The organism is Streptomyces sp. CB02366 (assembly GCF_001905905.1).
Taxonomy (GTDB): domain Bacteria; phylum Actinomycetota; class Actinomycetes; order Streptomycetales; family Streptomycetaceae; genus Streptomyces.
In genome coordinates this window covers 128,504-140,526 of the sequence record NZ_LIVT01000013.1, presented here as the reverse complement: position 1 = coordinate 140,526, position 12,023 = coordinate 128,504, and the positions used below count along the sequence as shown (strand labels likewise).

Genomic DNA, 12,023 nt, shown 5'->3' with positions numbered 1-12,023 from the left:
GCCGGCCTTGAAACCGCGGCGGTGCGTGGAATTCCAGCACAGTGAAGGATCTCCAACAAGGGCCGTGTATCGGGCCGTGATCTGCGTGACCCGTTGTGATGAACGGGTGACAAGTAGTGCAACGCGATCATGGGCAAAGTGGACCATTACGGAGGATTTACCTGGGTGCCAGGGGTGTCCCAGTCGCGATGATCGGGAGCGGAATAGTGGATTCAGTGCTGCAATGTCCGTTTTCTGGATCAAGGTCGGCTGTCCGGTATGGGGCGATTGTCGAATAGTTCGTGAGCAAACTCACACGATGATCGTCGGCTCTTCCCCCCTTCGGCGGGGAATCGGATGTTTAGCCTGACGCTTTACAGGGATGGCGTATCCGACAAGCCGGCGCCGCGACGAGCCGCGCCCTCACCGACAGGGTCCTGACCGCAGATGAAGACGACGACGATGTTCCGCAACACCGCCAACCCCCGGCGCACCACGCTGGCGCACCTCCAGGACGCCGCGGAGCTGCGGACCCCGCCCCTTCCGGAGCACGCCGCCGAACTGCCGAACGTCACGGCCAACCCGCGCCGCACCATCCTCATGGAAGCCCCGGTCACGCCCGCCCGGTAGCCCCCCTCCGGTGCGCGGCGGCCCCCTCGCCGGCGCCGACGCCCCGCCCCACCCGGTTTGCCCCGGAAGGGGCGCCGGGCGAGGCGATAGCCTGGAGCGTCAGTCTTCAGCCAGCAAGCAAGTGAGGGGCGACAGCATCCCGTGCGCATCGCCAGGTTCTCCATCGACGGCAATGTCGCCTTCGGCGCCGTCGAGGGGCAGGGCACCGTGGAATCCGGTGACCTCGTCCTCGACATCATCAAGGGCATCCCGTACGCCGACTTCGAGCTCTCGGGCACCAAGGTCCCCCTGAACAAGGTCCGGCTGCTGCCCCCCGTGCTCCCCAACAAGGTCGTGGCCGTCGGCCGCAACTACGCGGAGCACGCCGCCGAACTCGGCCACGAGGTCCCCGAAGCGCCGATCACCTTCTTCAAGCCCACCACCTCGGTGATCGGCTCCGGCGACGCGATCGAGTACCCCTCCTTCTCCGACGAGCTGCACCACGAGGCCGAGCTGGCCGTGGTCATCGGCCGCATGTGCCGCGAGGTCCCCCGCGAGCGCGTCAAGGACGTCGTCCTCGGCTACACCTGCGCCAACGACGTCACCGCCCGCGACGTGCAGCGGCGCGAGAAGCAGTGGGCCCGCGCCAAGGGCTTCGACACCGCCTGCCCGCTGGGCCCCTGGGTGGAGACCGACGTGGACCCCCACGACCTCACCATCCAGGCGACGGTCAACGGCGAACAGCGCCAGCTCGGCCGCACGAGCGACATGCTCCGCTCCGTCGAGGACCTGGTCGTCCACATCTCGGAGGCCATGACGCTGCTCCCGGGCGACGTCATCCTCACCGGCACCCCCGCGGGGGTCGGCCCCCTGCACGTCGGCGACGAGGTCGCCGTCACCATCGAAGGCATCGGCACTCTCACCAACAAGGTGATCAAGCGTGGTTAACGCACCAGTGGCACCTGTCCGCGTCCGTTTCTGCCCCTCCCCGACCGGCAACCCCCACGTGGGCCTGGTCCGGACGGCGCTGTTCAACTGGGCCTTCGCCCGGCACCACCAGGGCACCCTGGTCTTCCGGATCGAGGACACCGACGCGGCGCGCGATTCGGAGGAGTCCTACCAGCAGCTGCTCGACTCGATGCGCTGGCTGGGCCTGGACTGGGACGAGGGCCCCGAGATCGGCGGCCCGCACGCCCCCTACCGCCAGTCGCAGCGGATGGACCTGTACAAGGACGTCGCCGAGAAGCTGCTCGCCGCCGGGTACGCCTACCCCTGCTACTGCACCACCGAGGAGCTGGACACCCGCCGCGACGCCGCCCGCGCCGCCGGGAAGCCCTCCGGCTACGACGGCCACTGCCGCGACCTCACCGCCGAGCGGAAGGCCGCGTACGAGGCCGAGGGCCGCACCCCGATCGTCCGCTTCCGGATGCCCGACGAGGCCATCACCTTCACCGACCTGGTCCGCGGCGAGATCACCGTACAGCCGGAGAACGTCCCGGACTACGGCATCGTCCGCGCCAACGGGGCCCCGCTCTACACGCTGGTCAACCCGGTCGACGACGCCCTGATGGAGATCACCCACGTCCTGCGCGGCGAGGACCTGCTCTCCTCCACCCCGCGCCAGATCGCCCTGTACCGGGCGCTCATCGAGCTGGGCGTCGCCAAGGACATCCCCGCCTTCGGCCACCTGCCGTACGTCATGGGCGAGGGCAACAAGAAGCTCTCCAAGCGCGACCCGCAGGCCTCCCTCAACCTCTACCGGGAGCGCGGCTTCCTCCCCGAGGGCCTGCTGAACTACCTCTCGCTGCTCGGCTGGTCGATCGCGGAGGACCGCGACATCTTCTCGATGGACGAGCTGGTCGCCGCGTTCGACATCGGGGACGTCAACGCCAACCCGGCCCGCTTCGACCTCAAGAAGTGCGAGCACATCAACGCCGAGCACATCCGCATGCTCGACGTGAAGACCTTCACCGAGGCGTGCGGCCCCTGGCTGAAGGCGCCCTTCGCCCCCTGGGCCCCCGAGGCGTTCGACGCGGAGAAGTGGACCCGGATCGCCCCGTACGCCCAGACCCGGGTCACGGTCCTCTCCGACATCACCGACAACGTCGACTTCCTCTTCCTCGACGAGCCGGTGGAGGACGAGGCGTCCTGGACCAAGGCGATGAAGGGCGACCCGGTGGCCCTGCTCACCACGGCCCGCGCCCACCTGGAGGCGGCCGACTGGAGCGACCCGGAGTCGCTGAAGAACGCCGTCCTCACCGCCGGCGAGGCCCACGGCCTCAAGCTCGGCAAGGCCCAGGCCCCGGTGCGCGTCGCCGTCACCGGCCGCACCGTCGGCCTGCCGCTCTTCGAGTCCCTGGAGATCCTGGGCCGCGACAGGAGCCTGGCCCGCGTGGACGCCGCGCTCGCCAAGCTGACCGCGTAGAGCGCGCGGGACGCCCCGGGGAAGGGCCGCAGCCGGCCGGCTGCGGCCCTTCCCGCCGTTCACCCTCCTCGTACCCGGCCGGGCGGTTAGCGTGAGATCCATGCCGATCCGTGCCGTGCTCTGGGACATCGACGACACGCTCTTCGACCACACCGGCGCCGACCGCACCGGTATGCGGCAGCACCTGGAGCGCGAGGGGCTGCCGGAGGCGTACGCCTCGGNGGAGTCGCTGAAGAACGCCGTCCTCACCGCCGGCGAGGCCCACGGCCTCAAGCTCGGCAAGGCCCAGGCCCCGGTGCGCGTCGCCGTCACCGGCCGCACCGTCGGCCTGCCGCTCTTCGAGTCCCTGGAGATCCTGGGCCGCGACAGGAGCCTGGCCCGCGTGGACGCCGCGCTCGCCAAGCTGACCGCGTAGAGCGCGCGGGACGCCCCGGGGAAGGGCCGCAGCCGGCCGGCTGCGGCCCTTCCCGCCGTTCACCCTCCTCGTACCCGGCCGGGCGGTTAGCGTGAGATCCATGCCGATCCGTGCCGTGCTCTGGGACATCGACGACACGCTCTTCGACCACACCGGCGCCGACCGCACCGGTATGCGGCAGCACCTGGAGCGCGAGGGGCTGCCGGAGGCGTACGCCTCGGTGGACGTGGCCCTCGACGCCTGGCGGGCGCTGAGCGAACGGCATTGGGCGCGGGTGATCGCCGGTGAGACGGACTTCCCCGGCCAGCGGCGGGACCGGGTGCGGGAATTCCTCTCGCGGGACCTGGAGGACGCCGAGGCGCAGGCGTGGTTCGGACGCCACGCCGCCCACTACGAGGCGGCGTGGGCGCTCTTCCCGGACGTCCTGCCCGTCCTCGACCTGCTGGCCGGCGGCTACCGGCACGGGCTGCTGTCCAACGCCGCCACCCGTCACCAGCACCACAAACTGACCACGCTCGGCGTCCGCGACCGGTTCGAGGCGCTGGTCTGCGCCGTGGAGCTCGGGATCCCCAAACCGGAGGCCGGGGCCTTCCACGCGGCCTGCGAGGCGCTCGCGCTGGAGCCGCACGAGGTGGCGTACGTGGGCGACGAGCCGGACATCGACGCGAGCGGGGCCGTCGCCGCCGGGCTCACCGGGATCTGGCTCGACCGGCAGGGCAGGGGCGGCAGACCCGATCTCGTGACGATCACCGGGCTCGACCAGCTCCCCGGGCTGCTGGCGGGCGATACCCGTTTTGGAGCGCCGGACACCTTCGGGTAATGTTCTTTCTGCGCCGCCCGAGCGGGCCGAAAGGTCCGGACGGGAAGCGCGAACAGAAGTGAAGCCCTTCAAGGGGTTGCATTTCAGTGGGCTATGGTGTAATTGGCAACACTACGGTTTCTGGTACCGTCATTCTAGGTTCGAGTCCTGGTAGCCCAGCGCAGTACGAGCAAGACCAGCAGGACAAGCCCCCGTTGTGTAGCGGCCTAGCACGCTGCCCTCTCACGGCAGTAGCGCCGGTTCGAATCCGGTCGGGGGTACAGATCCTTCCCGCGAGAACATCTGGGTCGCACCCACGTTCTCGATGCAGGATCGCTAGGGCCCCCGTTGTGTAGCGGCCTAGCACGCTGCCCTCTCACGGCAGTAGCGCCGGTTCGAATCCGGTCGGGGGTACTTGTCACACCATGGGCTATGGTGTAATTGGCAACACTACGGTTTCTGGTACCGTCATTCTAGGTTCGAGTCCTGGTAGCCCAGCGCAAGTCAGCAGTAACCACGCCCCCGTTGTGTAGCGGCCTAGCACGCTGCCCTCTCACGGCAGTAGCGCCGGTTCGAATCCGGTCGGGGGTACAACACAGCAGTAAGGAAAGGCCCTTCACCTCGGTGGAGGGCCTTTTCGTATGCCTCGAACGCCACGCCCGTACCAAGTCGTCCGCGGGGCGGCGCAGTTGCTCCGCGGGGGAGGGGCGGGAGAGGAGAGGGGGCCGCCACGGCGCTGGGGCGGCCTTCCGGAAGGGGGAGAGGCGGTACGCGGGCGGTCGGGCCCGTGCGGCGTGCGGCCGGGCTCAGCCCGAGCGGCGCAGCGCCTCGCTCAGCCGGGCCGCCGAGTCGATGACCGCCTGGGCGTGCATCCGGCCCGGATGGCGCGTCAGCCGCTCGATCGGCCCGGAGACCGAGACCGCCGCGACCACCCGGTTCGAGGGACCGCGCACCGGGGCGGAGACCGAGGCGACGCCCGGCTCGCGCTCACCGATCGACTGGGCCCAGCCCCGCCGCCGTACGCCGGAGAGGGCCGTGGCCGTGAACCGGGCGCCCTGGAGGCCCCGGTGCAGTCGCTCCGGCTCCTCCCAGGCCATCAGGATCTGCGCGGAGGAGCCCGCCTTCATCGTGAGCGTGGAGCCGACCGGCACCGTGTCCCTCAGTCCGGACAGCCGTTCCGCCGCCGCCACGCAGATGCGCATGTCGCCCTGCCGGCGGTAGAGCTGCGCGCTCTCGCCGGTGATGTCGCGCAGGTGGGTGAGCACCGGTCCGGCCGTGGCCAGCAGACGGTCCTCCCCGGCCGCGGCCGCCAGTTCCGACAGCCGGGGGCCGAGGATGAACCGGCCCTGCATGTCCCTCGCCACCATGCGGTGGTGTTCCAGTGCCACGGCCAGTCGATGGGCCGTGGGCCGTGCGAGCCCGGTCGCCGCGACCAGCCCGGCGAGGGTGGCCGGACCGGACTCCAGGGCGCTCAATACCAGAGCCGCCTTGTCGAGAACGCCGACGCCGCTAGAGTTGTCCATACGACGATACTCCCGTCTCACTCTGTGAAACGCAAGTTCAATTTTCCCAGGAAGTTGCGAACCTGTACCGGCGGCCGCACGACGGCTCGCGGCCACCGCCCCGCACGGGGGTCCGGACGGAGGCGCACCGAATCTCTAGTTGGGCCGGCGACGACGCCGGCCGGAGGGAAAGCGATGGGTAGGACACTCGCGGAGAAGGTCTGGGACGACCATGTCGTCCGGCGCGCGGAGGGCGAGCCCGACCTTCTCTTCATCGATCTGCACCTGCTGCACGAGGTGACCAGCCCGCAGGCCTTCGACGGGCTGCGCCAGGCCGGGCGCCGGGTGCGCCGCCTCGACCTCACCATCGCCACCGAGGACCACAACACCCCGACCCTCGACATCGACAAGCCGATCGCCGACCCGGTCTCGCGCGCCCAGCTGGAGACCCTGCGCAAGAACTGCGCGGACTTCGGCGTCCGGCTGCACCCGCTCGGCGACGTCGAGCAGGGCGTCGTGCACGTGGTCGGCCCGCAGCTGGGCCTGACCCAGCCCGGCACCACCGTGGTCTGCGGCGACTCCCACACCTCCACCCACGGCGCGTTCGGCGCACTGGCGTTCGGCATCGGCACCAGCCAGGTGGAGCACGTCCTGGCCACTCAGACGCTGCCGCTGGCCCGCCCGAAGACCATGGCCATCACCGTCGAGGGCGAACTGCCCGACGAGGTCACCGCGAAGGACCTGATCCTGGCGATCATCGCCCGGATCGGCACCGGCGGCGGCCAGGGCTACATCCTGGAGTACCGCGGCTCCGCCATCGAGAAGCTCTCGATGGAGGCCCGGATGACCATCTGCAACATGTCGATCGAGGCCGGCGCCCGCGCGGGCATGATCGCCCCCGACGCCACCACCTTCGACTACCTCCGGGGGCGCGACCACGCCCCCGAGGGCGAGAACTGGGACGCCGCCGTCGCGTACTGGAAGACCCTGCGCTCCGACGACGACGCGGTGTTCGACGCCGAGGTCGTCATCGACGCCGCCGAACTCGCCCCGTTCGTCACCTGGGGCACCAACCCCGGCCAGGGCGCGCCCCTGTCGGCCAACGTCCCCGACCCGGCTTCGTACGAGGACGCCTCGGAGCGCCACGCCGCCGAAAGGGCCCTGGAGTACATGGGGTTGACCGCCGGACAGCCGCTGCGCGAGATCGGCGTCGACACCGTCTTCGTGGGTTCGTGCACCAACGGCCGCATCGAGGATCTGCGCAACGCGGCCTCGGTCCTGGACGGCCGCAAGGTGGCCGACGGGGTGCGGATGCTGGTCGTCCCCGGCTCCGTCCGGGTCGCCCTCCAGGCCGTCTCCGAGGGGCTGGACAAGGTCTTCACCGAGGCCGGCGCCGAATGGCGGCACGCCGGGTGCTCGATGTGCCTCGGCATGAACCCCGACCAACTGGCCCCCGGCGAGCGCTCCGCCTCCACCTCGAACCGCAACTTCGAGGGACGGCAGGGCAAGGGCGGCCGGACCCACCTGGTCTCCCCCCAGGTCGCCGCCGCCACCGCCGTACTGGGCCATCTGGCCTCGCCCGCCGACCTGTCCGACGCCCGTACCCCCGCCGGAGTCCGATAGCCATGGAAGCATTCACCAGCCACACCGGCCGGGTCGTCCCGCTGCGCCGCAGCAATGTCGACACCGACCAGATCATCCCCGCCCACTGGCTGAAGAAGGTCACCCGCGACGGGTTCGAGGACGGCCTCTTCGAAGCCTGGCGCAAGGACGAGGACTTCGTCCTCAACCGCCCCGAGCGCCAGGGCGCCTCGGTCCTGGTCGCCGGCCCCGACTTCGGTACGGGCTCCTCCCGCGAACACGCGGTCTGGGCCCTGCAGAACTTCGGCTTCAAGGCCGTCGTCTCCTCCCGCTTCGCCGACATCTTCCGCGGCAACTCGCTGAAGAACGGCCTGCTCACCGTGGTGCTGGAGCAGCCGGTCGTCGACGCCCTCTGGGAGCTGACGGAGGCCGACCCGACCGCCGAGGTGACCGTCGACCTCTCGGCGCGCCAGGTCCGCGCCGAGGGCATCACCGCCGACTTCGAACTGGACGAGAACGCCCGCTGGCGCCTGCTCAACGGGCTCGACGACATCAGCCTCACCCTTCAGAACGAAGCGGACATCGCCGCCTACGAGGCGGCTCGGCCCGCCCACAAGCCGCGTACCATTGCCGCCTGAGCAGCGCTTTTCCAGGACTGCGCCCCCTGCCTCCCGGCAGGGGGCGCAGTCGCTTGTTGAGACCCCGTCGGGCGACAACTCGCCCCAGATGGCACAATCGGTGCATGGAACGCGACAGCCAACTCAAGCTCTATGGCCACGTCGCCGACCAACTGAAGGAAGCGCACGCGAAGGTGCGTGCACTGCAAGTCCCGGAGAGCGTACGGATGGCGCTGACCCGGAAGCTGCTGGTCGTCACGGCTGCGGCGAAGCACGATCTCCCGGACGCGGCAAAGCGTCTGGACCGGTTGATGAAGGACCTCGATGAGGGCCGATTCCCCGAAGGTGACTGACACGTGGAACTGCGCATCGGTCGACTTCGTTGCGGCACTAGGGTGATTAGCCCGTTTCGTGTTTGATTTGCGGTATATATCTGCCTAACGTGCGAAAAAGCTTGAACACTTTCGTTCTGGCAATGTCTCCGAAGGGGAAGACGTGAACAAGGCGCAGCTCGTAGAAGCGATTGCCGACAAGGTCGGCGGCCGTCAGCAGGCCGCGGACGCCGTCGACGCGGTACTGGACGCGATCGTGCGTGCCGTGGTCGCCGGAGACCGTGTCTCGGTCACCGGCTTCGGCTCGTTCGAGAAGGTCGACCGCCCCGCCCGGTACGCCCGCAACCCGCAGACGGGTGAGCGCGTCCGGGTCAAGAAGACCTCGGTGCCCCGCTTCCGCGCGGGTCAGGGCTTCAAGGACCTGGTGAGCGGCTCGAAGAAGCTCCCCAAGAACGACGTGGCCGTCAAGAAGGCCCCCAAGGGCAGCCTCTCGGGCGGATCTTCCGCCGCCCGTACGACGGTGAAGGCCGCCGCCGCCAAGAAGTCGGCCGCCAAGAAGGCCACCGCGAAGAAGGCCACCGCCAAGAAGACGGCGCCGGCGAAGACCGCCACCGCCAAGAAGGCCACCGCCAAGAAGACGACCGCGACGGCGAAGAAGACGTCCCCGGCCGCGAAGAAGGCGACCCCGGCCAAGAAGACCGCGACGAAGACCGTCGCCAGCAAGACCGCGCCCGCCAAGAAGGCCACGGCGAAGAAGGCGCCCGCGAAGAAGACCACCGCGCGCAAGACCACGGCCAAGAAGGCCACCGCACGCAAGAAGTGAGACCCGGGCGACTGCTCGCCCCTCACGACGCGCCGGGCCGGGCTCCCCTCCCAGGGAGCCCGGCCCGCGGGCTGTCCGGGCCCGTTCGGCCCAACGGCCCCGGCCGGACGACCGGGACCGGGACCGGATCAGAACGTCTGCAGCGTGACCAGCGAGATCCGCAGGGCCGCGCCCTCGCCCTCGCCCTCGACCCGCACCCGCTGCCCCGGACGCAGCAGCAACAGGCCGCCCGCGTCGAAGGCGGCGGCGTCGAACTCCACCGGGGTGCCGTCGTCCAGCAGCACACTGCCGCACCGGGTCTGGGGGTCGTACGTGTACGAGGTCGCCTGCATGGGCGGCAGCCTATCGGTCGCCCGCCGAGGCGGCGGCGGCCGCGATCCGCGCCGTGTGCGGCCCCACCCCCAGGGCCAGGGCGGCCCGCAGGTCCTCGCCCGTGTCCACGTCCCGGCGCACCGAGTCGACGCCGGACAGCGTTATTTCGACCGCCCCCGCCGCCCGGTGCCGCGCCCCGGACGGACCGCCGAAAGCCGGACGGAATTCAGCTCCGCCCACGGCGGACAGAAATGTCGTGCCGATTCCCTCCGCGTCCCGGAGAAAAGCGCTGGGAAAAGCGGAGGCAAAATCGAGCACCCGCGCCAATTCGCCGCCGCGCAGCGCGGGCAGATCCGCGTTGAGGGCGGCCACCGCGGCCGCGGGCCGCGAGGCCCGCGCGCGGCGCGCCCCGTGCGCCAGCGCCGCGTTGAGCCCGGCCCGGGGAGCGTCCGGCACGATCCGCGCCCCGAGCGCCGAGAGAGCCGCGGCGGCCACCGCGTCGTCCGTGACGACCACCACATCCCGCACCCGGGAGCAGTCCAGCGCCGCGGCCACGGTGTCCTGGGCGAACGCCAGCGCCAGCCGGGGCCGCGCCTCCTCGCCCACCGCCCGCCCCAGGCGGCTCTTGGCCCGCGCGAGCGGCTTCAGCGGAACGACCAGGGACCAGGGCCCGGCCGGATCGGTCTTCGTGGCGATCTCCCCCTCCGTACACATGAGGACTTATTCTCGCCTGCCGGTACGACAACCCGGAGGACCGCTACCGAACGTGAGGCGTACGGTGTTCTCGACAGAGCAGGGGTCCGGGGCGGGACGTGACCGTCCGCAGCCGGCCGGCAGGCCGAAAATTCCTAAGGAAGGTGTCCGAGTGTCCCGCCGCAGAATCGGCTTCTGGTACCGCCTGGCGGCGGTCATCGCCAAGCCGCCGCTGGTGGTTCTGTTCAAGCGAGACTGGCGGGGGGCGGAACACATTCCGGTCGACGGCGGATTCATCACCGCCGTCAACCACAACTCCTATCTGGACCCGCTCGCCTACGGCCACTTCCAGTACAACACCGGGCGGGTGCCCAGGTTCCTGGCGAAGGCCGGCCTCTTCCGCACCCCCTTCGTCGGGATGATGCTGCGCGGCACCGGCCAGATCCCCGTCTACCGCGAGACCACCGACGCCCTGGACGCCTTCCGGGCCGCCGTGGACGCCATCGAGCGCGGCGAGTGCGTCGCCTTCTACCCCGAGGGCACCCTCACCCGGGATCCGGACATGTGGCCGATGGCCGGCAAGACCGGGGCCGCCCGGGTGGCGTTGATGACCAGGGCGCCCGTCGTCCCCGTCGCGCAGTGGGGCGCGAACCAGGCGATGCCGCCGTACGCCAAGGAGAACAAGCTCCGGCTGTTCCCCCGCAGGACGCTCCGGGTGCAGGCCGGACCGCCCGTCGACCTCAGCCGCTTCTACGGACGGGAGCCCACCCCCGAGGTGCTGCGCGAGGCGACCGAGGCCATCATGGCGGCGATCACCCGCCAGCTGGAGGACCTGCGCGGCGAGAAGGCGCCCGCCGAGCTCTACGATCACCGCAAAGCCCGTGCTGAACAACGGCGTAAGGCCCAGGGAAAGGGATCCACGTGACGCACCCCGCACGAGTGGCCGTCTTCGGAACCGGCTCATGGGGTACGGCGTTCGCCGTGATCCTCGCCGACGCGGGCTGCGAGGTGACCCTCTGGGGCCGCCGCCCCGAGCTGGCCGAGGCCGTCAACACCACCCACACCAACCCGGACTACCTCCCGGGCATCGCGCTCCCCGACTCGATCCGTGCCACCACCGACGCCGCCGAGGCCCTGCGCGGCGCGGAGTTCGCCTTCCTCGTCGTGCCCTCCCAGACGCTCCGCGCCAACCTCGCCGACTGGGCCCCGCACCTGGAGCCGGGCACCGTCCTGGTCTCCCTGATGAAGGGCGTCGAGCTGGGCACCGCCGAGCTGATGAGCGAGGTGATCGCAGAGGTCGCCAAGGTCTCCGCCGACCGCATCGCCGTCGTCTCCGGACCCAACCTCGCCAAGGAGATCGCCGAGCGCCGCCCCGCCGCCGCCGTCGTCGCCTGCGCCGACGAGTCCGTCGCCCAGCGCCTCCAGGCCGTCTGCCACACCGCGTACTTCCGCCCGTACACCAACACCGACGTGATCGGCTGCGAGCTCGGCGGAGCCGTGAAGAACGTCATCGGCCTCGCCGTCGGCATCGCGGACGGCATGGGGCTCGGGGACAACACCAAGGGCTCCCTCATCACCCGCGGACTGGCCGAGACCACCCGACTGGGCGTGGCCATGGGCGCGGATCCGCTGACGTTCTCCGGACTCGCAGGCCTGGGCGACCTGGTGGCCACCTGCTCCTCGCCGCTCTCGCGGAACCACACGTTCGGGACCAACCTCGGGCGCGGGATGACGCTCCAGGAGACGATCGCCGTCACCAGGCAGACCGCGGAGGGCGTCAAGTCCTGCGAGTCGGTCCTCGCGCTGGCACGCCGGCACGGGGTCGACATGCCCATCACCGAAACCGTCGTCTCCATCGTCCACGAGGGCAAGTCCCCGGTCGTCGCGGTCAAGGAGCTGATGTCGCGCAGCGCCAAGGCCGAGCGACGCTGACGCC

General features: G+C 70.5%; 13 protein-coding genes, 5 tRNA genes and 1 pseudogene. 16 read left to right on the top strand and 3 right to left on the bottom strand.

Annotated features, from left to right (window positions below; genetic code table 11):
• Positions 1 to 426: 426 nt before the first annotated feature.
• From AMK24_RS27455 to AMK24_RS27410, 10 genes and pseudogenes are all read left to right on the top strand, one after another.
• Positions 427 to 609: a hypothetical protein gene (locus tag AMK24_RS27455; protein ID WP_073771583.1), complete on the top strand. Its 183-nt coding sequence runs from the start codon at positions 427 to 429 to the stop codon at positions 607 to 609.
• A gap of 141 nt (positions 610 to 750) precedes the next feature.
• Positions 751 to 1,536, top strand: a complete 786-nt coding sequence (locus tag AMK24_RS27450; RefSeq protein ID WP_073771582.1) for a fumarylacetoacetate hydrolase family protein — start codon at positions 751 to 753, stop codon at positions 1,534 to 1,536.
• Positions 1,537 to 1,543: 7 nt separating this feature from the next.
• Positions 1,544 to 3,013, top strand: a complete 1,470-nt coding sequence (gene gltX, locus AMK24_RS27445) for a glutamate--tRNA ligase (RefSeq protein WP_073771581.1) — start codon at positions 1,544 to 1,546, stop codon at positions 3,011 to 3,013.
• Positions 3,014 to 3,235: 222 nt separating this feature from the next.
• Positions 3,236 to 3,428, top strand: a pseudogene (locus AMK24_RS33400) (glutamate--tRNA ligase); the annotation flags it as partial.
• 100 nt (positions 3,429 to 3,528) lie between these two features.
• Positions 3,529 to 4,248 carry an HAD family hydrolase gene (locus AMK24_RS27435; RefSeq protein WP_073771579.1) on the top strand — a complete coding sequence of 240 codons (720 nt, stop codon included), beginning with the start codon at positions 3,529 to 3,531 and terminating at the stop codon, positions 4,246 to 4,248.
• A gap of 87 nt (positions 4,249 to 4,335) precedes the next feature.
• Positions 4,336 to 4,407: transfer RNA gene (locus AMK24_RS27430), tRNA-Gln, on the top strand.
• Positions 4,408 to 4,435: 28 nt separating this feature from the next.
• Positions 4,436 to 4,508 (top strand) — tRNA-Glu (locus tag AMK24_RS27425).
• Between the two features lie 60 nt (positions 4,509 to 4,568).
• A tRNA-Glu gene (locus AMK24_RS27420) sits at positions 4,569 to 4,641 on the top strand.
• Between the two features lie 12 nt (positions 4,642 to 4,653).
• Positions 4,654 to 4,725 (top strand) — tRNA-Gln (locus tag AMK24_RS27415).
• A 20-nt stretch (positions 4,726 to 4,745) separates the two neighbouring features.
• Positions 4,746 to 4,818, top strand: a tRNA-Glu gene (locus tag AMK24_RS27410).
• Between the two features lie 215 nt (positions 4,819 to 5,033).
• Here AMK24_RS27410 and ndgR read toward each other — a convergent pair.
• A complete protein-coding gene (ndgR, locus tag AMK24_RS27405; protein WP_026237628.1) occupies positions 5,034 to 5,750 on the bottom strand; it encodes an IclR family transcriptional regulator NdgR in 717 nt (238 codons plus the stop codon).
• 174 nt (positions 5,751 to 5,924) lie between these two features.
• Between ndgR and leuC the strand changes: the two genes are divergently transcribed.
• The 4 genes from leuC (at position 5,925) to AMK24_RS27385 (ending at position 9,082) form a co-directional block, all read left to right on the top strand.
• Positions 5,925 to 7,352: a 3-isopropylmalate dehydratase large subunit gene (gene leuC, locus AMK24_RS27400; protein WP_073771578.1), complete on the top strand. Its 1,428-nt coding sequence runs from the start codon at positions 5,925 to 5,927 to the stop codon at positions 7,350 to 7,352.
• A 2-nt stretch (positions 7,353 to 7,354) separates the two neighbouring features.
• A complete protein-coding gene (gene leuD, locus AMK24_RS27395; protein ID WP_073771577.1) occupies positions 7,355 to 7,948 on the top strand; it encodes a 3-isopropylmalate dehydratase small subunit in 594 nt (197 codons plus the stop codon).
• 104 nt (positions 7,949 to 8,052) lie between these two features.
• Complete coding sequence (locus AMK24_RS27390; protein WP_073771576.1) at positions 8,053 to 8,280, top strand: hypothetical protein; 228 nt, start codon at positions 8,053 to 8,055, stop codon at positions 8,278 to 8,280.
• Positions 8,281 to 8,422: 142 nt separating this feature from the next.
• On the top strand, positions 8,423 to 9,082 hold the full coding sequence (locus AMK24_RS27385; protein WP_073771575.1) for an HU family DNA-binding protein: 660 nt from the start codon (positions 8,423 to 8,425) through the stop codon (positions 9,080 to 9,082).
• Positions 9,083 to 9,210: 128 nt separating this feature from the next.
• Here AMK24_RS27385 and AMK24_RS27380 read toward each other — a convergent pair whose 3' ends face one another.
• Both AMK24_RS27380 and cofC read right to left on the bottom strand, forming a co-directional pair.
• The gene (locus tag AMK24_RS27380; RefSeq protein WP_073771574.1) at positions 9,211 to 9,414 is read right to left on the bottom strand and encodes a hypothetical protein; all 204 of its coding nucleotides are present in this window, start codon (positions 9,412 to 9,414) and stop codon (positions 9,211 to 9,213) included.
• A gap of 10 nt (positions 9,415 to 9,424) precedes the next feature.
• On the bottom strand, positions 9,425 to 10,108 hold the full coding sequence (cofC, locus tag AMK24_RS27375; protein ID WP_073771573.1) for a 2-phospho-L-lactate guanylyltransferase: 684 nt from the start codon (positions 10,106 to 10,108) through the stop codon (positions 9,425 to 9,427).
• A 151-nt stretch (positions 10,109 to 10,259) separates the two neighbouring features.
• On the opposite strand from cofC, the gene AMK24_RS27370 reads away from it, so the two are divergent.
• Positions 10,260 to 11,012, top strand: a complete 753-nt coding sequence (locus AMK24_RS27370; protein ID WP_073771572.1) for a lysophospholipid acyltransferase family protein — start codon at positions 10,260 to 10,262, stop codon at positions 11,010 to 11,012.
• A complete protein-coding gene (locus AMK24_RS27365; RefSeq protein ID WP_073771571.1) occupies positions 11,009 to 12,019 on the top strand; it encodes an NAD(P)H-dependent glycerol-3-phosphate dehydrogenase in 1,011 nt (336 codons plus the stop codon). The genes AMK24_RS27370 and AMK24_RS27365 overlap by 4 nt, the downstream gene beginning before the upstream one ends.
• The last annotated feature ends 4 nt before the right edge of the window (positions 12,020 to 12,023 follow it).